We start from the raw sequence: 21996 nt of genomic DNA on the forward strand, positions 1-21996 counted from the left end.
CCTACTTCCCCTGCTCCCCCTGCCTCCCCTGCTCCCCAGGTTCGGAAATTGCGATCGCAAAATCAGCAACAACCGAACGTAATCCTGTTAATAACTTTGATACCCTATAGGTTAGGGAGCATACTATCCAACAACGAGTAGCCTAGGGATCACTGTATTGAGGAGAGGGGAAGAATGTCTGCGACTGACTATAAAGACTACTACACGACTTTAGGACTCAATAAAACCGCGACGGCCGATGATATCAAAAAAGCCTATCGGAAACTAGCCCGCAAATATCACCCCGACATGAATCCGGGGAATAAACAAGCTGAGGCGAGTTTCAAGGATGTCAACGAAGCCTACGAGGTGTTATCCGACGCCGATAAACGCCGCAAATATGATCAGTTTGGTCAATATTGGAATCAAGCCGGGGCCACAGGTTGGCCAGGTGGTGCGGGTGCGGGTCAAGACGTTAGCGGATTTGATTTTAGTCAATTTAACAGTTTTGATGATTTTATTAATAGTCTTTTAGGTCGTGCCGCCACGGGTACAGGAGCTAGACCCGGAAGTAGTAGCAGTCGTAGTTATTCCTATCGGACTCAAACGGGAAACCCTTCGGGATTTGGGGGGAGTCCCTACGGTAATGATTTTGCCTCGGGATTTAACCCTCGCAATCCTCCGTCAGTTGCGGATACGGAAGCAATTATTACCCTAACTCTGGCTGAAGCCTTTCATGGGGTGCAGAAACGCTATTCCACCGGGGAGGTAACGATTCCGGCGGGAGTCAAGCCAGGAAGCCGGATTCGGGTTCGAGGCCAAGGTCAACTTGACCCCTACAGTCAACAACGGGGGGATTTATACCTGAAAGTGGAAATTCAACCCCATAGCTTTTTTCAATTTGACGGGGATAATCTAGTTTGTGAAGTCCCGGTTACGCCCGATGAAATGGTTTTAGGCACATCAATTGAAATTCCGACGCCCGATGGGATGGTCACAATGAATATTCCCGCCGGAATTCGTTCGGGACAGTCGCTACGATTACGGGGCAAAGGATGGCCAAAACCAAAAGGGGGCGGTCGCACGGATCAATTAGTTAAAATTATTGTGGTGCCACCCAAAGAAATGAGTCCCAGTGAACGGGAATATTATGAGAAAATTCGTGCCAGTCGCACGTTTAATCCCCGCAATAGTTTAAAAGACATTAAGCTCTGAAGGGGAATAGGCCATAGGGAGTAAATTTTTTGATTTTTATTGACATAAATACAAAAAATGCTTACTTTTGTATCTTGACAAAACACACAAAATGTGCATATTAAGCTCTGAAAGCCTCAAAGTCAGCAATTTTACTGATCAAACTTGTTAACTTTATAGATTTTCAAACTTTAGTAATATTGCCATAATAGGCGCACAGTAGCAGAGAGATGTATCCTGTAGCTCTGAGATTATATAAATCCTCTTTAGTAATTCAGGGGAACCGAATATAGACTCAATCTGGTGGCATCGCTCTTTGAAGATGTGGTAGCGGGTTCGTAAGTAGGGGTTAAAGTCAAACAAGGTCGGAATTCCCGTTTTTGTGAAATCCGATTCACCCCTACACTTTTTTTTCAGATAGCAGGGAATAGGAATCATCAGAAAATTGGGTTTGAAACCCCGTCATGCCGCGATAGCGGAGGACGGCTTTTAAATTTAATTTAAACACAATCTCCCCATTTTCACCAACTATGTGCTGGAATGTGAGATATGGAAAAAGCACACAGTTACCGATTTTACCCTACACCTGAACAAGAGTCGCTATTGCGACGCACGTTAGGCTGTGTAAGATTAGTTTACAATAAGGCACTCCATGAACGAACTCAAGCATGGTATGAAAAGCAAGAAAGAATAGGTTATAGTCAAACGTCTTCAATGTTAACTAATTGGAAAAAACAGGAAGATTTAGACTTTTTAAATCAGGTAAGTTGTGTCCCTTTACAACAAGGATTAAGACACTTACAAACAGCCTTTACTAACTTTTTTGCTGGTCGTACTCAATATCCTAATTTTAAGAAAAAACATCAAGGAGGTAGTGCGGAATTTACTAAGTCTGCTTTTAAGTTTAAAAACGGACAAATCTACTTAGCGAAATCCTTAGAACCCTTAGCGATTGGATGGTCAAGACAAATTCCAAAAGATTGTGAACCGAGTACCGTAACCGTCAGATTACATCCTTCGGGACGTTGGCATATTTCAATAAGATTTGATGACCCAACCATTAAGCCTTTACCTGTAACAGATAAAGCCATAGGAATTGACTTAGGAATTAGTAGGCTTGTAATTACGAGTGACGGGCAAAAAATAGCCAATCCTCAACATTTTAAAAAACATTATCAGAGATTACGTCAGGCACAAAAAAGTCTGTCTCGAAAACAGAAAGGGTCAAAGAATCGGGAAAAAGCGAGAATTAAAGTAGCTAGAATTCACGCAAAAATTACCGATACCAGAAAAGACCATTTACACAAGCTAACGACTCAATTAGTCCGTGAAAACCAAACGATTGTGGTTGAGAACTTAGCGGTCAAGAATATGGTCAAAAATCCCAAATTGGCACAGGCAATAGCCGATGTTAGTTGGGGAGAAATCACCCGACAATTAGCCTATAAATGCCGTTGGTATGGGAGAAACTACATCGAAATAGATAGGTGGTTTCCTAGTTCAAAACGGTGTAGTAGTTGTGGGCATATTGTGGAAAAAATGCCGTTAAATATTCGAGAATGGGACTGTCCCAACTGTGGGACTCACCATGACCGAGATCTTAACGCCAGTAAAAATATTTTGGCGGCCGGGCTGGCCGTGTCAGTCTGTGGAGCGAGTGTAAGACCTGAACAGAGTAAATCTGTGAAGGCAACTGCTAAGAAGCAGAAACCTAAATTGTGAAGTTTAGGAATCACCGTCCGTTTTACGGCGGTGAGGATGTCAAATAGAAAGTTCCAATCTGTTGATACACTCAACAAAGTGATCAATAATTGGTTTTTTATGTCTACTTATGATGTGATTATCATTGGTGCAGGCCATAATGGGTTAGTTTGTGCAGCCTATCTTCTCAAAGCCGGATATAGTGTTTTACTATTAGAAAAACGTTCCGTTCCCGGGGGTGCGGCCACAACGGAAGAAGTCATGGCAGAAGACGCTCCAGGATTTAAGTTTAACCTCTGTGCCATTGATCATGAATTTATCCATCTTGGCCCGGTGGTACAGGAATTAGAATTAACCAAATATGGCTTAGAGTATTTATATTGTGACCCGGTGGTGTTTTGTCCGCACCCCGATGGACGGTATTTTTTAGCCCATCGCTCTGTGGAAAAAACCTGTGCGGAAATTGCCCGATATAGCGAAAGAGATGCTCAAAAATATCAGGAATTTGTGGAATATTGGCAAAGGTTAATGAGTGCGGTTAGTCCTTTATTTAATGCCCCTCCGACGGCAATTATTGAGATTGCTAAAAACTTTGATCGAGATTCTTTGATGGATTTATTAGCCGTATTAGGAGGAACGGATAAAATCTTAGATTTTGTCAGAACTATGTTAATTAGTCCAGAGGATTTAATTAATGAATGGTTTGATACGGAAATTGTCAAAGCACCTTTGGCGAGATTAGCCTCTGAAATCGGTGCTCCTCCCTCTCAAAAAGGCATTTCTGTGGGGGCGAGTATGTTAGCCATGCGTCATGACCCTGGGATGTCTCGCCCTCGGGGTGGCACAGGGGCCTTAACTCAAGCGTTGGTCAATTTAGTTAAACATTTGGGAGGAGTTATCCTAACAGAAACTCCGGTAGAAAAAATATTAATTGATGACGGTCGTGCTGTTGGGGTTAGGGTGTCAGACCATCAAGAATATCGGGCTAAACGGGGTGTGATTTCTAATATTGATGCTCGACGTTTATTTTTACAATGTGTTGACCCGACGGATATTGATGCGGCTGATCCGAATTTAAGAGAAAGATTAGAACGGAAAATTATTAATAATAATGAAACTATTCTTAAAATTGATTGTGCTTTATCCGAACCCCTCCGATTTGAGGGTTATAATCATCAAGATAGCTATTTAATGGGCTCGGTTTTAATTGCTGATTCGGTGAATCATGTGGAAAAAGCCCATAATTTATGTACTGTGGGGGAAATTCCCGATCAAGATCCGTCGGTTTATTTAGTTGTGCCCACGGTTTTAGATCCCTCCATGGCTCCTGAAGGAAAACACACCTTATGGATTGAATTTTTTGCCCCCTATCAAATAGCAGGAGCCGAAGGAACGGGGTTAAATGGAACCGGATGGACGGATGAGTTAAAATATAAGGTAGCGGATCGGGTGCTCGATAAAATTGCTGAATACGCTCCAAATATCAAGCATTCAGTTTTAGCCCGTCGGGTAGAAAGTCCGGCAGAATTAGGAGAACGTTTAGGATCTTATAAAGGTAATTGCTATCATATTGATATGACCTTAGATCAAATGATTTTTTTCCGTCCCCTGCCCGAATTAGCTAATTATACAACCCCCATTCAAGGTTTATTTTTAACGGGTGCAGGGACTCATCCAGGCGGTTCAATTTCCGGGATGCCCGGTCGCAATTGCGCTCGGGTATTTCTCCAGGCTCAAAAACCTCTAAATCAGGTTTTAAAGCAGACTCAAAATACTCTCAAGTCTGTCTGGAGTCGATTAAGGTAAGGCCGTATTGGAAGAATTGAGGAGATCAACAAGATGGCTAGATTAATCTTTTTGATTGTTCCAATTCCCTGCTATAACAGAGGTACAGTTAGCAATTTATCACCCCAAATGTTATGAAGCCACCTGAAACCAGTGCTAATTCTATATTAATGAGTCCCCGGGAATTATTAGACCGTTATGCGGCTGGAAAACGAGGTTTTATTGGTGTGAATTTGCAAGGGGCTGATTTAAGGGGGGCTGTATTAAAAGGGATTTTACTGTGGCAAGCTAATCTCAAATCCGCGAATTTAAGTGGGGCAGATTTAACTAATGCTCATTTATTTGCTAACTTAATTCAAACGAATTTAAGTGGTGCTGATTTATCAGGTACTAAACTCATTTATGCGGATTTAAGGAAAGCAGATTTAACCTGTGCTAAGTTATTTAAAACCAATTTGAAAGGGGCGGATTTAAGGGGGGCGGATTTAAGGGGGGCTAAGTTAATTTATACTGATTTGGATGGTGCTAATTTAAAAGGTGCTAATTTAAAAGGGGTAATTTTATTTGCTGTTAATTTGAATCAAGCGAATTTGGTGGGAACTGATTTGAGCGAAACTACCCTGATTAAAAGTGATACTAAGTCGGCTATTTTATCAGAATCAGAGGAAAATAATTAAATTAAAACTTTAGGTAAAAAATTCTTATAATATTTTTAAACTAAAAATAGTTTCTAATGTTAATTGGAGATTGGTTTTAAGTTGGTTTTGTGAATAGCGATCGCTTAAATAATCCAGATGTTTATGTTCTCCGGTAGAAACTATCAATAAGCGTTTTTCTGCCTGTGCTTTTGTAAAAGCAGTTGGAATATTTCCTCGATTTAGTAATATTATTTTAGCTAATTTTGCCCAATAATCTTGATTTCCTAATAGATGAAAAAACTGATCAACATCATTTAACCCGGGAGATAATCCAAACACACCTCCGTAGGAAATAATCATCAATTTACAACGGGGAAGATATTGTTTTAAATAGGGTAGGGAGGCTAAAGCCATTCCTGTCCCGGTACTTCCAGATAAAAATATTAATTGACTATGGGTTGATTTGGGTAAACCGATGCGGTTTAATAGACAGTGAGCAATATCTTTTCCATAGTAATTTGTGAATCCTAAAATTAAAACGGTTTGCCAAAAGTTATGCAAAGACATCACCCAGAAAGGTAGGGTTTTGAGATATAAAATATTCCAAAGTTTAAAGATTATTAAGGTTTTATTAGAAAAATGTTTCCAGGGGAAAGGTTCTGCAATAATAGTATCAATAGCATAGACTTGGCTAATTTTATTAATCAATTCGATTTGCTCTGGATCTAAACTTTCTTGAGTATAGTTACTAATTCCAGTAATGAAAACTAACGCCGTTTCCCAGGGTTGGGTTGCGGTTGGGATGGTGGGGGATTGTTGCTGCCAAGTATACCACCATAACAGGGTTTCTAAGGCTGTGAATAATAGAATTAGGGCGATCGCAGTTAATACAATTGTGATGATTAATAACATGGGCAATAGAGAATAGATAAAATCTTCAATCAACAGGCTAAAATCATAAACTATTGATCCCGTTAGCCGTTAAAATTATAGGTGATACCTTCATCGCACCGTCCTAATGTCCGTGAATCCGAATCAATCCTCTGATCCGTTGACCGCAATACAGCCTGATAGTCCCCAAGGGTGGATACAATTGGCGGAAACCTATTATGCTCAGAAATTTTATGAACAAGCGATCGCAGCCTGTCAAAAAGCGATCGCGATCGAGCCGAATGAGTCACTAACCTATGTGACCATGGGGAATATTTATCAAGCCCAGGGTCAAATTCCAGAGGCGATTCGATCCTATCAACAAGCATTACAAATTAACCCTAATTTAGCCCAAGCTCATGTTAATTTGGGGAGTATGTTTTATCGACAAGGACAACTGGAATTAGCGATTAATAGTTATCGTCAGGCGGTCGATTTACAGCCGGATTTAGCCGCCGTCCATTGGAACTTAGCTCAAGTTTTAAAACATTTAGGACAGGACGAGGAGGCTCAACTTTCAGAGCAACGCGCCTTAGTCTTAAATCCTGAATTGGGAGGGGCTGATCTTCTATTTAATCAAGGGAATCAATTGGCGTTTCAGGGAAAAATTGAAGAAGCGATCGCCCTTTGGCAAAAAGCCGTTGAGTTGAGGCCAGATTTTGCTGAAGCCTATGGTCAAATGGGGATGGTTTTACGACATCAGGGGAAATATAAAGAGGCAATTCCTTTATTACAAAAAGCCCTGGAAATTAAACCTAATTTGCCCTTAGCTCATCAACATTTATGTGGCATTTATCGTGATAGTAGTAATTTAGCTGCCGCCCGTCAAGCGGTGGATCGGTATGTAGAATGTTGTCGTGAAATTGACCCGATTATGGCGGCAATTTATAGCATTAGCACCTATCAAGTCTCGGGGTTAAATCATATCGCTAAGGATAGGTTTTTGAAATTGGAATCCCAACTGTATTCTAAATTAGATCGAACGACTGTAGTAGAAATTAAATCGCTCTATTCTAATTTACTTTTTAGTATGCCTTATTTAAGGGATGATTTGGATAAAAATATTAAGCTCCATCATCGAATTACTAAAAAATATATTGAGAAAATTCTCAAACCCAAATATCAAAATATTTCTGATGCTATTCCAGCTACATTTCCCCATTCTCCGTTAAGAATTGGAATTTTATCCAGCCATTTTAATCGTCATTCGGTGGGTTGGTGTAGTTTGGATGTGTTGCGGGAGTTATCGAATTTACCAGTTAAACTCTATCTTTATTGTACGGATCGTCTCCAGGTGGATGATCGGACTCCGTTATTTGAAGCGATCGCCAATAAATTTTTCATCCCTAAATACTATCCGAATGGATTACCAACACCTGAAGAAATTATTCAAGAAATTACTAATGATCAAATTGATATTATTTTGGATTTAGATGCTTTGAGTTTACCAATTCATGGGGATATTTTTTATCAGAAACCCGCTCCTATTTGTATCTCTTGGTTGGGATTTGATGCGTTGCAAATCTCTAATCAAACTTATTTTTTAGGGGATGAATTTACCCATCCCAAAGGGACGGAAAAATATTACACCGAACAATTGTTAAAAATGCCGCATTCCTTTATGGCAGTTTCTGGGTTTAACCGAGTTGAAACTGATCCAATTAAATTTCGACAAACCCATCGAATTAGTTCGGATCAAATTGTTTATTTATGTGTGGCGTCGGGTCGGAAATTTAATTTTGAATTAGCTAAAGCTCAAGTCGAAATTCTCAAACAAGTTCCCGATAGTATTTTAATTTATAAGGGTTTGGCGGATCAAGAAGTGGTAATTTCCACCTATCGTCAAGTTTGTGATCAGTTGGGAGTGGGGAAACATCGGATTAAATTCTTGCCGCGTTTTCCCAAGGAAGAAGAACACCGTCAAGTTTATGCTATTGCGGATGTTTTCTTGGACTCCTATCCCTATAATGGCGGGACTCATAGTTTAGAAGCGCTTTGGTTTAATGTTCCTGTGGTGACTCGAAAAGGGGAACAATTTTTATCAAGGATGGGTTATTCTTTTTTACAAGGATTATCAATTGAAGAAGGCATTGCTGAGTCTTGGAAGGACTATATTAACTGGGGGGTGCGTTTCGGTCAGGATCGGGTTTTGAGAACATTAGTTCAAGAAAAGTTAATTCAATCTAAGCAATCTGAATCTTTGGCTGCTCTTTGGAATCCTCAACAATTTGCTCAGAATTTGTATGATGTTTTACAACAATTAATTGTTCAAAATTGATTGTACAAAAGGACTCGCGGTGATTATTAATCCCCAAAAATATCTATATTCCCCTGTAGGGGGACGGCGCGCCTTGCCCCTACGATGAATTGGATGTCAAATATAACACTGATCTATTTAAAACCCCAGAATAAACACAGCAACCAGACCAATCAATCCCGCAAATATTAAATAAAAAGTCACGGGTAGGAGTAACTGACGTAACAAAATCCCCTCGCGCCCAATCAATCCCACCGTAGCCACCGCAGCCACAATATTAGAGACAGCCAGCATATTACCCGCCGCCGCCCCCACACATTGTAGGGCTAGAATCACCGATGTCGAGAGGCCACTCTGTTCTGCCACCCCGAACTGAAACAAAGAAAACATCATGTTGCTGACGGTGGTACTTCCGGCGACAAAAGAACCGATCATCCCAATCACTGGGGCAAAGAATGGCCAGACTTGACCGACTAGCTGGGAAATCCCATCGGCTAAAGTTAGGGGCATACTGGCCAGTCCCGAACTATTCACACCGGAGTTAATAAATACTTTCGCCATCGGTACGGAAGCCCCAATCGCTAAAGCCGTTCCCAGTAACTTTTGTAGGGCTTGGGCGATCGCTCTTTGTATCTGCTCCCCCTTCATTTGATGTAAGAAGTAGGTGATGATCACCACCACAATAAATAGAGTGGCGGGAAGAAACAGGGGTTGAACCGAAATACTAATCTCCGTCCCCAAAATATTAGAAAATGGGATTTGGACAGATTGCAACCACCGACGCAAGGGCAGGACTCGCAACCGGGACAGCACCAGCAAAATCCCTAAAAGCAGGTATGGTGTCCAGGCTTGCAGGGCTTTCATCGGAACCGTGGTCTGGGAAATTTCTGGCGTGGACGTTCCCAGCCAAGCTGGTGACCACTGATCGCGTTCGGGAAAATCCCAGAGGGTTTTCGGCTTGAGAAATCCTTTCTTAGCAGCAGGAATCACGATCAACATTCCCACCAAACCGCCCATCAGGGAGGGAAATTCTGGCCCGATGAAGATGGCGGTCAGGGCATAGGGAATGGCAAAGGCGAGTCCGGCAAATAGGGCGAACCCCGCCGCAGGTAAGGCGTCTTTCCAGGATTTGGCATCTCCAAAATAGGCCGTCACCACCCCAATTAACAGCAGGGGCATGAAAACCCCAATCACTCCTTGAATCAGTCCGATCTGGGCTGCAATAATGCCGATATAATCGGAGAAATCTAACCCTAAACGGGCAATTTCCTGCTCTACGGCGGTGCTCCCTTCTAATCCATTGTTAATTCCGATTAAAACTGGTGTTCCGATGGCACCAAAGGCCGATGGTGTACTTTGAATAATCAGTGCAGCCATAACCGCGGCCATGGCGGGAAATCCAATCGCTACCAACAGGGGTACACAAATCACGGCGGGTGTTCCAAAACCGGAAGCTCCCTCGATAAAACTACCAAATAACCAGGCAATCAGAATTACTTGAATTCGGCGATCGCGGGAAATCCCTAATAATCCTTGGCGGATTTTGCTAATCGCCCCGGACTCTTGCAAGGTATTGAGTAATAGAATTGCACCAAATACAATGTAGAGAATTTCCAGGGTAACGATTAGTCCTTCCACCGTTGATGCTGCAACATGAACCAAGGGAACTTTCCAGATCACCATTGCCAGGGCGGCTGTTACAACATAAGCTACGGGCATCGCTTGAGTGGCGGGACGATTGGCAACAACTAATAGAAAAAAAGCGGTTAAAATTGGGGCAAAGGCGAGTAATGAGTAGAGAAATAATTCCATAGAATGACTAATATTTGTTTCACTAATTTAGGTTAAATATCTTGTAGCATTATTAGGTAAGAGAATCAAGCTATTGATCAAGAATAGAGGAGTCTATTTTTTGTGAAAGAACGAACATACTGGTTAGCATGGTCACAGATTAATGGGTTAGGTTCTATATTAATTCAGCGTCTTAAACAGCATTTTCAAGAATTAGAAATTGCCTGGAAAGCAACGGTTAATGAGTTAATAGAAGTTGAAGGTTTTGGCAAGCCAAAAGCCGAGAAAATTGTTCAACAGCGATCGCAAATTAATCCCCAAGAATTATTAGAACAACATACCGCTAAAAACCCCTGTTTTTGGACTCCTGCCGATGCCGAATATCCCCGATTATTATTAGAAATTCCCACCTTTCCTGCGGTTTTATATTATCGGGGAAGGGTTGAAACCCAGGAAAATCAGGGGATTACTCCGACGGTGGCGATCGTGGGAACCCGCACTCCCACGGAATATGGGTGTCGTTGGACTCGTCAAATTAGTACGACCCTAACCCGTCGAGGATTTACGATTGTTTCGGGGATGGCGGCGGGAATTGATACCCAAGCTCACCGCAGTTGTTTGGAGGTCGGAGGACGAACCATTGCAGCGTTAGGAACTGGGGTAGATATTGCCTATCCCAAGGAAAACCGTCAACTTTGTGAAGCGGTGATTAATCAAGGATTATTAGTCAGTGAATATCCCTCGGGAACTAAACCGAATCCCAGTCATTTTCCCCAACGAAATCGGATTATTGCGGGGTTAAGTCGAGCCGTTTTTGTGATGGAAGCTCCCCAAAAATCCGGGGCATTAATTACGGCTCATGTTGCTAATGAATTCTGTCGAGATGTTTATGTTTTACCCGGTCGTTTGGATGATCAAAATTCTCAGGGGTGTTTGAAATTAATTAATGGTGGGGCGAGTTTAATTCCGGTTGATTTAGACGAGTTACTGGAACAATTAGGAGCAATACCACCTTTAGATGAACCCCAACAATTATCTTTATTTGAAATTCCGGTTCAACCCTCAAAATCTATACCCGATTTAGACCCTGAATTATCTAAAGTATTGCAGGCTATTTCATCGGAACCTATGGCTTTTGATCAAATTATTGTTAATCTGAATTTAGATGCTGGCAATGTATCAGCAGCATTATTACAATTAGAATTATTAGAATTAGTGGAACAATTACCAGGGATGCGATATCGAAGATTATAGCGCTACGCATTACAGTTAGGATACTTCTAAATCCAGCAAACCTATTCCCTATTCCCTATTCCCTATTCCCTATTCCCTATTCCCTATTCCCTATTCCCTATTCCCTATTCCCTATTCCCTGTTCCCTATTCCCTGTTCCCTACCTATCTGTAACACTAATTTCAGGTAGTTTTTTACAACTGATGACTGATGACTGTTTCCGTTCTTAATTCTCGTAACATTTTGCTAGTTCCTGCATCAATTGCTTTTTGAACTAATTGGGGAATAAGTTCCGTGAGGGATAATTCAGGAAAGGTAGGACTATTAACAGTTTCAGTGTAACCTTGAGCAGAAAGTAAGTAAATTTTTAACTGTTGATTTCGATAAATCCAAACTTCAGGAACTCCGATGGCTTCGTAGACATCTAAAGTCGTTTTAGAGGTAACATCCGCTTCTATTGCTAAGTCTGGCGGTGGATACTGTTTTAAATCTAAGTTGGTACAACCTTGCACCCGTTGGGCATTTTCGATATAAAAGCAGGTATCAGGTTCTATTCCGCCAATGGGTGGACGTTTGAGGGTCGTTGAACCAAAATCCTCCCAGTCCCGCCCTTGAATATCAAGAATCGTTTTAAGGATATCGGCAATAATCCGATGGGGACGTTCATGTAGTGCCAAAGGGGACATAATTTCTAGGGTTCCCTGGTAGTAGGTAACGCGACTGTTGCGTTTTTCTCCTAAGTCAATCAAAATCTGCTCGAAATCTTGCCAGGACAGGTTAGAAATAGTAATCTGGCTACCCGGAGTGAGTTTAATAGCTTGAATAGGAAAAGTTACACTCATGTTTTTGCCTTGTGTTAATTCCTGGGCTGTTTGCTTAATATTAATCCTCGGAACCTATCCCACATCTTAGGTGAGGATATTATTTTCGTTTATTATTTGCTTTTTTCTTGGCATCCTTAGCCGCCTTTTTAGCAGCTTTCTCCGCTTCCAATTTGGCTAACTGTGCCTGTTCTTTCTCCTCCGCTAGTTTATCGAGATAATAGTGATAATCCCCTAAATAAACCCGAAACTCTCCGTCGCGAATTTCGACAATTTTATTAGCAACTTTAGAAATAAAATACCGATCATGGGAAACAATTAAAACTGTTCCATCGTAATGTTGGATTGCTTCCTCTAACATTTCTTTAGCGGGAATATCTAAATGGTTGGTGGGTTCATCTAAAATTAAACAGTTCACCGGTTGGAGTAATAATTTTGCTAAGGCTAACCGGGCTTTTTCCCCTCCACTTAACGCATTAACCTGTTTTAAAACCGTATCTCCACTAAATAAAAACCGTCCCAACAAAGTCCGAACTTCTTCATTTTTCCATTCGGGAACTTCATCATGGATGGTATCCATAACGGTTTTTTCTAAATCTAAGGCTTCCGCTTGATTCTGTTCAAAATATCCGGGAATAACGTTATGTTCTCCTAAACCAACCTTGCCTTCGGTGGCTTCTTCTAAACCCATAATTAAACGCAGGAGGGTAGATTTTCCGCAACCATTCGGCCCTAAAAAGGCAATGCGATCGCCCCGTTCCACTAATAAATCCGTCCCTAAAAACAAAACTTTGTTATCATAAAAATGGGTTAAATCTTGAATATTGACGACTTCTCGACCACTTCTCACCGCAGCCGGAAATCGAAATTTTAGGGTCGGAGAAGAAGAACTGGGGGCTTCAATTCGTTCTATTTTATCCAGTTGTTTCTCTCGGCTTTTAGCTTGGGTACTGCGGGTGGCACTAGCTCGAAATCGTTCTACAAAAGCCTGTTGTTTTTCTAACTCTTTTTGCTGACGGTCATAGGCACTTAATTGAGCTAATGCAGCTTCTTCTTTTTGTTGTAAATAAGCCGAATAATTCCCTAAATAGGTTTTAGAAACTCCTTGTTCTGTTTCCACAATTTGGGTACAGAGACGATCCAAAAACTCTCGGTCGTGGGAAACAATAACCATTGGCGTTGTTAAGCCTTTAAGATAAACTTCTAACCATTCAATGGTTTCTAAATCCAAATGGTTTGTCGGTTCATCTAATAATAATAAATCCGGTTCTTGGAGTAAAATTTTACCTAAACTCATACGCATTTGCCAACCGCCACTAAAGGCACTGACTAAGCGATCGCCATCTTCCGACTCAAACCCCATTTCCGGTAAGATTTTCTCAATTTGAGATTCTAAGGTATACCCCCCAATCGCTTCAAAGTCTCGATGTAAACGATCTAATTTTTTGATTAATTGATCTAACTCCTCTGGGGTAGCGGTTTGCATTTCATGTTGTACCTGGGTCAAGGATTCTTGAATTTGATTAGCGGCTTCAAATACTGTCCAAAACTCCTCCCGCACCGTATGGGTGGGGTTGACTTCAAATTCTTGGGTTAAATAGGCAATTTTCAAACTTGCTGGACGAATAATTTCCCCCGAAGTCGGTTCCATTTCTCCCGCAATAATTTTTAATTGCGTTGATTTTCCCGCCCCATTTACCCCGACCAAACCAACGCGATCGCCCGGTTTAACCTCCCAATTCACATCTTTAAGAACTAAACCTGTAGAATAAATTTTACTGATATGCTCAAGCCGTAACATTGCCAATCTCCTTGACTATAATAAGATGAATATTGTCTTAATAAATTGAAGTAAACTTAAATATTTTTAACCTTATTAACTCTATTTTTTAAGGCTAAATTTTAAGTCAAAAACTTTTTTAACCTCTGAAGTATTAGCTTTAATTTTTACCTCCCTTTACTGTTTTTATAGGTTTCTACCGCCTTCTGAATAATTTGTTTAAAATCTTCAGTATCCCAAGGCTTGGTAATACACTTGAAAATATCAGCCGCCGCCATGGTTACAGAATCGACATCTAAAGCATCTTCAGAATAACCCGTGAGCAGAATCCTAATGGTATCAGGAAAAAGCTGGGTGACTCGGCTAAAAAACTCAATCCCGGTCATTTCGGGCATACTTTGGTCAGAAATGATTACCGCCATTTCTCCTTCCTGATCAAGAATATCCATCGCCCCCGAAGGACTATCGGCTCTAAATACCTGAAATTCCCGCCGGAATGTCCGATAGAGCAGATCGAGATTATCTCGCTCATCATCAACCACCATGAGTTTCAGTTTGCTTCCAGGCATACTTTTATCTCTGATAAAAACTTATTTATAAAAAAGGCGAGACTCCAAAGAGTTCTCGCACTTTCCGCATCCAGGGCTTACTCAATTAGTGAATATAATCACAACATCAAAGCCAAAACTCTTTCAATTACACGGAAACTGGACTGGATGTGGAATTTGCTAATTCGGCTAATCTTTCCTCTTGATCCTTAACAATACAGGCACTGAGTACACTTTCCAAACTTCCTTCCAAAATCGTAGCTAGAGTGAAGTTTTCACCTAAGCGGTGATCCGTAACTCGACTATCTTTATAGTTATAAGTCCGAATTTTTTCAGAACGTGACCCGGTTCCCACCTGGGAACGTCGCATGGAAGTTACGGCCTCCTGTTGTTCCCGCAGTTTGGCTTCGTACAACTTGGCGCGTAAAATCTGCATTGCCCGTTCTCGGTTTTTTAGTTGACTCCGTTCTTCCGTACAGAAAATCCGAATCCCCGAAGGTTTATGGAACAGGTCAACGGCCGTTTCCACCTTGTTGACATTTTGGCCACCTGCCCCCCCGGAACGAGCCGTGGTCATCTCAATATCCTTGGGGTCAATAGCTATTTCCACTTCATCAACTTCAGGCATGATCGCCACCGTTGCAGTAGAAGTATGAACCCGACCGCCCGCTTCCGTTACCGGAACCCTCTGAACTCGATGAACTCCCGCCTCAAACTTGAGTTTGCTGTAAACACTGTCCCCTTGAATTTCTAAAATAGCCTCCTTAAAGCCCCCCATATCGGCGACGGACTCACTGACCATACTCACCCGCCAGCCCTGACTTTCGGCATATCGGGTGTACATTCGGACTAAATCTCCCGCCCAAATACTGGCTTCTTCCCCTCCAGTTCCCGCCCGAATTTCCAACATGATATTTTTATCATCGTTAGGGTCACGGGGCAGTAACAGGACTTTCAGAAGAATTTCCAGCCGACTAATTTTAGCTTCCAACTCCGCCACTTCCAAAGAAGCCATTTCCCGCATTTCCAGGTCATCCCCGGCTTCTTTCATGACCTGACGAGAGCCGAGAAGTTCTTCTTGAGCCGTTTTCCAGTCCTGATAAGCTAAAACAATTTCTTCCATCGAGGAACGAGCCATAGCCACCCGTTGAAATTCATCGGGGTCAGTGGCCACATCAGGGTCAGCTAAACGGAGGGTTAACTCATTAAAGGTTTGTTCAATCGATTTGAGTTTATCGACAAGATAAGCATCAGCCATAATCTCAGTTGTCCTTTGTCAGTTGTCAGTTGTCAGAAATTCAAGATTTATTTAGCCGCCCAGGTTATCTAAATCTGATTGAGAGCCTAGATGGGATGAATTCAACTTGAAATCAGCCCTGTTTGCTCTAATGATTTAAAGCAGTCAGTTGAAGGAGCGTTAACGCTACAGACAACTAACGACGGACAAACGACAACCTTGCTATTTCTGGGATTGCTTATCTTCGGTCATACCATATTTCCGCAGGAAGCGCTCAACTCGTCCCTCTGTGTCTAGGATTTTTTGATTCCCGGTGTAGAAAGGATGATTTCCTGACCACACATCAACATTAAGTCGAGGCTGGGTAGAACCAACGGTGGTGACTAATACACCGTTACAATAGACTTCGGCTTCTGGATACCATTCAGGGTGAATACCAGGTTTAGGCATGGTTTTGACGTTTTAATTTTTACGAGTTGTTAACTAACAATTGTGAACTACCCACACTGACTTGAAGTACCAAGTACAGTGTCGGCTTCTGTACTCACAGGAGAATGCCTCAAGACAGACTTGCGTCCCCCTTTTGGTCTAACATCCCCTCCTACAGCAGAAACGGCTGCACCATCCGTCTTTAGCATTCTAATGCCTTCTATTCTAATATTAATAGCTACGTTTCCATCTCGGTCGTGATCAGTACCACAACATCTCACTGACTTGATAGAAACAATCTCTGTTCCCACCACTAACCTGGGTAAAGGTAGAGCGGTGGACTTCCCGGCGGTGTAAGTTAACGTTTGGAGTATTGAGGAGCTTTACGCGCTTTGCGTAAACCATATTTTTTCCGCTCCGTAGCCCGGGGGTCACGGGTTAAGTACCCTTCGGTTTTCAGAGGTTTGCGGTTATCTGGGTTAAGTTCACACAGGGCACGAGCCACTCCTAAACGGATGGACTCGGCTTGACCAGTTAAACCACCACCACTGGCATTGACCAAAATATCATAGTCATTTTCCAAGCCCAGGGTTTCTAAGGGAGACTTGGCCGCGACTAAATAGCCCTGGTTGTATTGTAGGTACAAATCCCCATCTTTACCATTAATGGTTAATTTACCAGTACCCGGAACTAGGCGAACTCTTGCTACGGAAGACTTCCGACGGCCAGTTCCCCAGTAAACGGCGCGTGTTGCATTATCAGTTGCTTGCATTAATTACCTCCTGTTGGAATAGTATTGATGGTTAAGGTTTCAGGTTTTTGAGCCTGATGGGGATGATCAGGCCCCGCATAAACTTTGAGTTTAGTGAACAGGTTGCGTCCTAAAGCATTTTTGGGTAACATCCCCTTAATCGCCTGCTCAATAATTCGTTCTGGGATGCGGGCCTGTAATTTTTCAAAGGTTTCGGTCTTCATCCCACCCGGTCTACCGGAGTGACGACGATATAGTTTTTGACTGCGTTTTTTACCGGTGACCTCAATTTTTTCCGCATTTACAATAATTACAAAGTCACCCGTGTCCATGTGGGGGGTGTAAATGGGTTTATTTTTGCCCCGAATAATTCGGGCAACTTCAGTGGCTAAACGCCCCAAACGTTGGTCAGCCGCATCGATAACATACCATTTGGGTTCTAGGGAAGCTTCTGAAGGCAGGAAGGTTTTTGTGCTCATTCTTGATTGTCCTTAAATTTAAGAATAAATGGGGTGTTAGCCTTTGAGGGATTAAACTTTACTCCGCCAGTGCATCAACCAACGACAAGTTTAGGAAAGGTATCAAACCAAATGTCAGGCGGAAAGGGAAACTCTGGATAACCGACTCGCAATAAGCAAAGTCCCTGGGCGGGTGCTGCATATTTAACAACTTCTCGGCGTTCTTGAGTCCAGATGTCCCGAAATTCCTCTAGGGAGCGTTCCCCGTTTCCCACCTGTACCAGTAACCCGACTAACAATCTCATCATCCCGTATAGAAATCCACTGGCTTGTACTTCGATATGGATGAAGGAATTTTGGCGTTGACAACTGACAAACTGTACATCTACCCAAGCATGGGGGCGAGAGGTTCCACTCCGTTGAAACGCCGATAAGTGGTGATATCCCACTAACTGTTCTAGGGCGGCTTGGACTAACTGTTCATCCAAAGGATGATGATAGTAATGCCAACTGAAAGGCCGGACAAATAGGTTGGGTCGAGCATCTGTATAGAGGGTGTACCGATATCGACGCCATTTGGCTGAAAACCTAGCGTGCCAGGAGCTAGGAACAGAGGCAGATGCCCGAATCAACACATCCTCCGATAAACGGTTATTGAGAATGGTCGCCCAACGATAGTCAGGAATATAGCTAGGGGCATTAAAATGAGCCACTTGTGCCGCCGCATGAACTCCCGTATCGGTGCGACCCGCTGCGTGGAGTGTCACTGGAGCCTGAGTTACCGTTGCGATCGCGGTTTCAATTTCCTGCTGCACTGTCCGTTGATTCGGTTGTCGCTGCCAACCTTGAAAGTGAGTTCCCTGATACTGAATCACTAAGGCAATACGCTGTTGATCCATCACATAAATCAGTTATCAGTAAACAGTTATCAGTTGTAGGGGCGGGTTCATCGAGATTTAGGTAACTAACAAAGATATAAAAGAACCCGCCCCTACCAGTTATCAGTTAAGGAGTTATCAGGTAAGGAATTTAATTATTAACTCCTGCACTGATAACTGTTTACTATTAACTGTTAACTGATAACTGTTTACACCAATTCAATAATTGCCATTTCGGCATTATCTCCCCGACGGCTCACGGTTCTAACAATCCGGGTGTAACCCCCATTGCGAGAGCCATACCGTGATGGAGCCGCATCAAATAACGAGTGAACCAGTTGTTTGTCATAGATATACCCCATGGCTTGGCGACGGGCTGCCAAGGAGCCGTCTTTAGCCAGGGTAATCATTTTTTCTGCTTCCGATTGTACCGCTTTGGCTCTAACTTTAGTGGTGGTGATTCGGCCATGGCGAATCAGTTCTGTAGCCAGCGATCGCAGCAATGCTTTTCGCTGATCAGCAGGTTTGCCCAATTGGGGAACACGACAACGATGACGCATAATTACCTTCTGGTAGAAAATGATTGAGTGGTTTTATCAGTTATCAGTTAAAAGTAATCAGTTAAAAGTAATCAGTGCAAGAGTTAATGAGCTATCTTTAACTCTTTACCTGACGACTGGTACAGAAGACGTGCCATGGGGCGTCTCTACACTGATAACTGATCACTGATTACTGACGACTGATTTAGATGCCCTTTCTTGAGGCAGTGTAATTCCTAGGCGTTTTTGTAACGCCTCGATAACCTCCTCCGCAGACTTCTGACCGAAGTTTTTAATTTCTAATAGGTCTTCCTGAGTATAATCTCGTAAGTCTGCGACCGAGTTAATTTGAGCGCGTTTGAGACAGTTATAAGCCCGAACAGATAACTGTAGTTCTTCAATCGGGATTTGACTGGTTGGATCAACATCATTATTTTGGTCACTTTTGATTGATTCCAAGGTGATGTCTTTCAACGGAGTGAACAAGTCCACCAGAATGGTCGCGGATTGACTGATGGCTTCTTGGGGCGTTAAACTCCCATTTGTCCAAATCTCCATGATCAGGCGGTCTTTTTCTAAAGTTCCGCCGACCCGTGCATCCTCAACGGTGTAATTCACTTTCCGTACTGGCATGAACACGGCATCAATTTGGAGAAAATCCAAAGCAATTGCCTCGTCCCGATTGCGTTCAACGGCGCGATACCCAGTCCCCTTATCAACTTGGACTTCCATTTCCAAGGTTGATCCTGGGGATAGGGTAGCGATATATTGGTTTTTGTCTACGACCTCAACTTCTGAAGGCAGCTTAAAATGACCCGCCGTTACCGTCGCTGGACCTTGAACTTCTAAGCGACCAATTTGTTTTTGGTGGGTATAGCTTTTGAGTACAACTTCTTTCAGGTTCAGCAAAATCTCTAAAACATCTTCCCTAACCCCTCGAATCGTTGCAAACTCATGATTAACATTGGCAAACCTTGCTGATGTAATCGCCGTTCCTTCTAAGTTCGAGAGTAAAACCCGTCTTAGAGCATTACCAACCGTTGTCCCTTGACCCCGTTCTAACGGTTCTAAGACGAATTTTCCGTACTGACTCCGGTCTGTATCAGTGTTCGATTCAATACACTCAATCTTAAACTGCGCCACCGATGGACCTCCCTTCTCCATTGAACCCCAAAATGAATTGACAGTATAAGGCAAAGAATGAAACTAAACTTGAGTATTCATTCTTCCTCGACAAGACACTAACTTCCACGTCTGTAACGCTATCAAAAGCTTTAATTAAACGCGACGTCGTTTGGGAGGACGGCAACCATTATGGGGAATTGGAGTAATGTCTCGAATCAAGGTGATTTCTAAACCAGCCCCTTGCAAGGCTCGAATCGCAGTTTCTCTACCTGCACCTGGCCCGCTGACCATCACTTCAACCTGACGCATTCCTTGATCATTAGCTCGGCGTCCGGCGTTTTCTGCGGCGGTTTGAGCAGCAAAAGGAGTTCCTTTTTTCGCCCCTTTAAACCCCGTAGACCCCGCAGAAGCCCAGGAAATGACTTCCCCATTCGGATCGGTAATCGTTACAATCGTATTGTTGAAGGTGGATTGAATGTAGGCCAACCCATTCGGGACATTACGTTTTTGCTTTTTAGGCCCTGTTTTTTTCGTTTGTCGCGCCATAGTAATCTCGTTTACGATTTTCTTTGCGGTGAGTTGAGGAGATCTGCTTGGGTTTAACCAGCAGTTCTTGTAAGTTGAAACGCCTGGCTTAATTATTTCTTAGCTGCCGCTTTTTTCTTACCAGCAACGGTACGGCGAACACCCCGACGGGTTCTAGCGTTCGTCCGGGTGCGTTGACCCCGCACAGGTAAACCTAAACGATGGCGACGACCCCGATAGGTGCCGATATCCATGAGGCGCTTAATGTTCATCGCCTCCACCCGTCGCAGATCTCCCTCTACCTGATACAGTTGGATGGCTGCCCGTAGGGCTGCCACATCAGCATCATTTAGATCTTTAATCCGGGTATCAGGATTAACACCCGAGTCTTTAAGAATTTGTTGAGACCGCGAAAGTCCAATTCCATAAATGTAAGTCAGACCAATTTCAACACGCTTATCTCGTGGAAGGTCTACTCCGGCTATCCGTGCCACAATGAACGTCTCCCTTTAAAATGTAACTAACGACAATGCCTAAATCATGCAGTAAAATGATAGGCAATTAATGGATTCCCAATTTGCTGAATGGCCCGAGGCTACGCACGCAGGTTGAAGCTACTGTACTGATTTCAACTGCACATTCTTTCCTTTGATCTGGGAAGGAATGGGATTGTAGCTACTTTTGAGACTTAACAAGGGTTGAAGCTTGTTCAGGTAAGGGCTTGAATCACAGAATTTTAATTGGTAAGCGTCTGTTTTTCTAGTTTCAGCAAGACTCATAATCCGTCCCTAGTGGACGACCTAGGGTGTTAACCTTGGCGCTGCTTATGCTTGGGATTAGAACAAATCACCATTACCCGTCCGCGACGGCGGATAACACGACACTTTTCACAAATTTTGCGGACTGATGCTCGAACTTTCATGCCAATTAGAGCGACGCTACAACAAATTTATTATTATATCACTGAAAGCTGATTTTTATCTATTCTAACCCTTAACCTTTGGGATAAGGGGTAAGATTTCCGTCTATTTTTTGCGTAAACGATAGGTGATTCTGCCTTTGGTCAAGTCATAGGGGGTTAATTCCACTTTGACTCGATCTCCAGGTAAAATTTTAATGTAATTCCTGCGGATTTTTCCCGAGATGTGGGCCAAGACATTAAATCCATTATCTAGGTCTACGCGAAACATAGCATTGGGAAGGGATTCAGTGACTGTCCCTTCCATTTCAATCAGATCCTGTTTAGCCAAGTTGTTTTTACCTCAATTCAACAATCCGTCCCGTCGATCAACAAATGACCGAGATTTGCTCATCTGATGACATTCAGAAATCCGAGTTTAAACGTATTTCTTAACATATTTTATCAAAAATCGGAGCGTAATCTCTGTTTTTTGTCA

Annotated in this window: 23 protein-coding genes; 6 read left to right on the top strand and 17 right to left on the bottom strand. The window is 42.6% G+C overall.

Annotated features, from left to right (window positions below; all coding sequences use genetic code 11):
* The first annotated feature begins 174 nt into the window (after positions 1-174).
* The 4 genes from PL11201_RS05775 to PL11201_RS05795 all read left to right on the top strand — a co-directional run bounded on the left by PL11201_RS05775 (position 175) and on the right by PL11201_RS05795 (position 5336).
* Complete coding sequence (locus tag PL11201_RS05775; protein ID WP_079677642.1) at positions 175-1194, top strand: DnaJ C-terminal domain-containing protein; 1020 nt, start codon at positions 175-177, stop codon at positions 1192-1194.
* Positions 1195-1722: 528 nt separating this feature from the next.
* Positions 1723-2895 carry an RNA-guided endonuclease InsQ/TnpB family protein gene (locus tag PL11201_RS05785; RefSeq protein ID WP_079677643.1) on the top strand — a complete coding sequence of 391 codons (1173 nt, stop codon included), beginning with the start codon at positions 1723-1725 and terminating at the stop codon, positions 2893-2895.
* A 36-nt stretch (positions 2896-2931) separates the two neighbouring features.
* A complete protein-coding gene (gene crtO, locus PL11201_RS05790; protein ID WP_339394351.1) occupies positions 2932-4680 on the top strand; it encodes a beta-carotene ketolase CrtO in 1749 nt (582 codons plus the stop codon).
* Between the two features lie 113 nt (positions 4681-4793).
* On the top strand, positions 4794-5336 hold the full coding sequence (locus tag PL11201_RS05795) for a pentapeptide repeat-containing protein (RefSeq protein ID WP_079677645.1): 543 nt from the start codon (positions 4794-4796) through the stop codon (positions 5334-5336).
* A gap of 24 nt (positions 5337-5360) precedes the next feature.
* On the opposite strand, the gene PL11201_RS05800 is transcribed toward PL11201_RS05795, so the two are convergent.
* Positions 5361-6209, bottom strand: a complete 849-nt coding sequence (locus tag PL11201_RS05800; protein ID WP_079677646.1) for a hypothetical protein — start codon at positions 6207-6209, stop codon at positions 5361-5363.
* Positions 6210-6348: 139 nt separating this feature from the next.
* On the opposite strand from PL11201_RS05800, the gene PL11201_RS05805 reads away from it, so the two are divergent.
* Positions 6349-8505 (top strand): O-linked N-acetylglucosamine transferase, SPINDLY family protein, encoded by a 2157-nt coding sequence (locus tag PL11201_RS05805; RefSeq protein ID WP_234996621.1) that lies wholly within the window; start codon positions 6349-6351, stop codon positions 8503-8505.
* Between the two features lie 117 nt (positions 8506-8622).
* Here the strand turns inward: PL11201_RS05805 and PL11201_RS05810 are convergent, their stop codons facing one another.
* Complete coding sequence (locus tag PL11201_RS05810; RefSeq protein WP_079677648.1) at positions 8623-10296, bottom strand: L-lactate permease; 1674 nt, start codon at positions 10294-10296, stop codon at positions 8623-8625.
* A gap of 102 nt (positions 10297-10398) precedes the next feature.
* Here PL11201_RS05810 and dprA point away from each other — a divergent pair, with 102 nt between their 5' ends.
* The gene (dprA, locus tag PL11201_RS05815) at positions 10399-11529 is read left to right on the top strand and encodes a DNA-processing protein DprA (protein WP_079677649.1); all 1131 of its coding nucleotides are present in this window, start codon (positions 10399-10401) and stop codon (positions 11527-11529) included.
* A gap of 173 nt (positions 11530-11702) precedes the next feature.
* Here dprA and PL11201_RS05820 read toward each other — a convergent pair whose 3' ends face one another.
* From PL11201_RS05820 to infA, 15 genes are all read right to left on the bottom strand, one after another.
* Positions 11703-12350, bottom strand: a complete 648-nt coding sequence (locus PL11201_RS05820) for a Uma2 family endonuclease (RefSeq protein ID WP_079677650.1) — start codon at positions 12348-12350, stop codon at positions 11703-11705.
* Between the two features lie 79 nt (positions 12351-12429).
* Positions 12430-14130 (bottom strand): ABC-F family ATP-binding cassette domain-containing protein, encoded by a 1701-nt coding sequence (locus tag PL11201_RS05825; RefSeq protein WP_079677651.1) that lies wholly within the window; start codon positions 14128-14130, stop codon positions 12430-12432.
* A 146-nt stretch (positions 14131-14276) separates the two neighbouring features.
* On the bottom strand, positions 14277-14678 hold the full coding sequence (locus PL11201_RS05830) for a response regulator (protein WP_079677652.1): 402 nt from the start codon (positions 14676-14678) through the stop codon (positions 14277-14279).
* A gap of 127 nt (positions 14679-14805) precedes the next feature.
* Complete coding sequence (prfA, locus tag PL11201_RS05835; protein WP_079677653.1) at positions 14806-15915, bottom strand: peptide chain release factor 1; 1110 nt, start codon at positions 15913-15915, stop codon at positions 14806-14808.
* Between the two features lie 201 nt (positions 15916-16116).
* Positions 16117-16344, bottom strand: a complete 228-nt coding sequence (gene rpmE / locus PL11201_RS05840; protein WP_079677654.1) for a 50S ribosomal protein L31 — start codon at positions 16342-16344, stop codon at positions 16117-16119.
* A gap of 47 nt (positions 16345-16391) precedes the next feature.
* The gene (locus PL11201_RS05845; RefSeq protein WP_339394352.1) at positions 16392-16634 is read right to left on the bottom strand and encodes a hypothetical protein; all 243 of its coding nucleotides are present in this window, start codon (positions 16632-16634) and stop codon (positions 16392-16394) included.
* 47 nt (positions 16635-16681) lie between these two features.
* A complete protein-coding gene (rpsI, locus tag PL11201_RS05850; RefSeq protein ID WP_079677655.1) occupies positions 16682-17095 on the bottom strand; it encodes a 30S ribosomal protein S9 in 414 nt (137 codons plus the stop codon).
* Entirely contained in the window at positions 17095-17553 is a 459-nt protein-coding gene (gene rplM / locus PL11201_RS05855; protein WP_079677656.1) for a 50S ribosomal protein L13, read from the bottom strand. The genes rpsI and rplM overlap by 1 nt, the downstream gene beginning before the upstream one ends.
* A gap of 74 nt (positions 17554-17627) precedes the next feature.
* Complete coding sequence (gene truA, locus PL11201_RS05860) at positions 17628-18431, bottom strand: tRNA pseudouridine(38-40) synthase TruA (RefSeq protein WP_200816709.1); 804 nt, start codon at positions 18429-18431, stop codon at positions 17628-17630.
* A gap of 188 nt (positions 18432-18619) precedes the next feature.
* Positions 18620-18970 (bottom strand): 50S ribosomal protein L17, encoded by a 351-nt coding sequence (gene rplQ, locus PL11201_RS05865; protein WP_079677658.1) that lies wholly within the window; start codon positions 18968-18970, stop codon positions 18620-18622.
* A 162-nt stretch (positions 18971-19132) separates the two neighbouring features.
* Positions 19133-20092, bottom strand: a complete 960-nt coding sequence (locus tag PL11201_RS05870) for a DNA-directed RNA polymerase subunit alpha (RefSeq protein WP_200816717.1) — start codon at positions 20090-20092, stop codon at positions 19133-19135.
* Positions 20093-20227: 135 nt separating this feature from the next.
* Entirely contained in the window at positions 20228-20620 is a 393-nt protein-coding gene (gene rpsK / locus PL11201_RS05875; protein WP_026786884.1) for a 30S ribosomal protein S11, read from the bottom strand.
* Positions 20621-20712: 92 nt separating this feature from the next.
* Positions 20713-21093: a 30S ribosomal protein S13 gene (rpsM, locus tag PL11201_RS05880; protein ID WP_079677660.1), complete on the bottom strand. Its 381-nt coding sequence runs from the start codon at positions 21091-21093 to the stop codon at positions 20713-20715.
* A gap of 314 nt (positions 21094-21407) precedes the next feature.
* Positions 21408-21521, bottom strand: coding sequence for a 50S ribosomal protein L36 (gene rpmJ / locus PL11201_RS05885; protein ID WP_071782548.1), 114 nt, complete (start codon positions 21519-21521; stop codon positions 21408-21410).
* Positions 21522-21624: 103 nt separating this feature from the next.
* The gene (gene infA / locus PL11201_RS05890) at positions 21625-21849 is read right to left on the bottom strand and encodes a translation initiation factor IF-1 (RefSeq protein ID WP_008191178.1); all 225 of its coding nucleotides are present in this window, start codon (positions 21847-21849) and stop codon (positions 21625-21627) included.
* Between the last annotated feature and the right edge of the window lie 147 nt (positions 21850-21996).

Source organism: Planktothrix sp. PCC 11201, assembly GCF_900009135.1.
GTDB lineage: Bacteria > Cyanobacteriota > Cyanobacteriia > Cyanobacteriales > Microcoleaceae > Planktothrix.

What these genes read in the sequence shown, in the direction of transcription:
- PL11201_RS05775 (WP_079677642.1), top strand. Translation starts at nt 175, where the DNA reads ATGTCTGCGACTGACTATAAAGACTACTACACGACTTTAGGACTCAAT.
- PL11201_RS05785 (WP_079677643.1), top strand. Translation starts at nt 1,723, where the DNA reads ATGGAAAAAGCACACAGTTACCGATTTTACCCTACACCTGAACAAGAG.
- crtO (WP_339394351.1), top strand. Translation starts at nt 2,932, where the DNA reads ATGTCAAATAGAAAGTTCCAATCTGTTGATACACTCAACAAAGTGATC.
- PL11201_RS05795 (WP_079677645.1), top strand. Translation starts at nt 4,794, where the DNA reads ATGAAGCCACCTGAAACCAGTGCTAATTCTATATTAATGAGTCCCCGG.
- PL11201_RS05800 (WP_079677646.1), bottom strand. Translation starts at nt 6,209, where the DNA reads ATGTTATTAATCATCACAATTGTATTAACTGCGATCGCCCTAATTCTA.
- PL11201_RS05810 (WP_079677648.1), bottom strand. Translation starts at nt 10,296, where the DNA reads ATGGAATTATTTCTCTACTCATTACTCGCCTTTGCCCCAATTTTAACC.
- PL11201_RS05820 (WP_079677650.1), bottom strand. Translation starts at nt 12,350, where the DNA reads ATGAGTGTAACTTTTCCTATTCAAGCTATTAAACTCACTCCGGGTAGC.
- PL11201_RS05825 (WP_079677651.1), bottom strand. Translation starts at nt 14,130, where the DNA reads ATGTTACGGCTTGAGCATATCAGTAAAATTTATTCTACAGGTTTAGTT.
- PL11201_RS05830 (WP_079677652.1), bottom strand. Translation starts at nt 14,678, where the DNA reads ATGCCTGGAAGCAAACTGAAACTCATGGTGGTTGATGATGAGCGAGAT.
- prfA (WP_079677653.1), bottom strand. Translation starts at nt 15,915, where the DNA reads ATGGCTGATGCTTATCTTGTCGATAAACTCAAATCGATTGAACAAACC.
- rpmE (WP_079677654.1), bottom strand. Translation starts at nt 16,344, where the DNA reads ATGCCTAAACCTGGTATTCACCCTGAATGGTATCCAGAAGCCGAAGTC.
- rpsI (WP_079677655.1), bottom strand. Translation starts at nt 17,095, where the DNA reads ATGCAAGCAACTGATAATGCAACACGCGCCGTTTACTGGGGAACTGGC.
- rplM (WP_079677656.1), bottom strand. Translation starts at nt 17,553, where the DNA reads ATGAGCACAAAAACCTTCCTGCCTTCAGAAGCTTCCCTAGAACCCAAA.
- truA (WP_200816709.1), bottom strand. Translation starts at nt 18,431, where the DNA reads ATGGATCAACAGCGTATTGCCTTAGTGATTCAGTATCAGGGAACTCAC.
- rplQ (WP_079677658.1), bottom strand. Translation starts at nt 18,970, where the DNA reads ATGCGTCATCGTTGTCGTGTTCCCCAATTGGGCAAACCTGCTGATCAG.
- rpsK (WP_026786884.1), bottom strand. Translation starts at nt 20,620, where the DNA reads ATGGCGCGACAAACGAAAAAAACAGGGCCTAAAAAGCAAAAACGTAAT.
- rpmJ (WP_071782548.1), bottom strand. Translation starts at nt 21,521, where the DNA reads ATGAAAGTTCGAGCATCAGTCCGCAAAATTTGTGAAAAGTGTCGTGTT.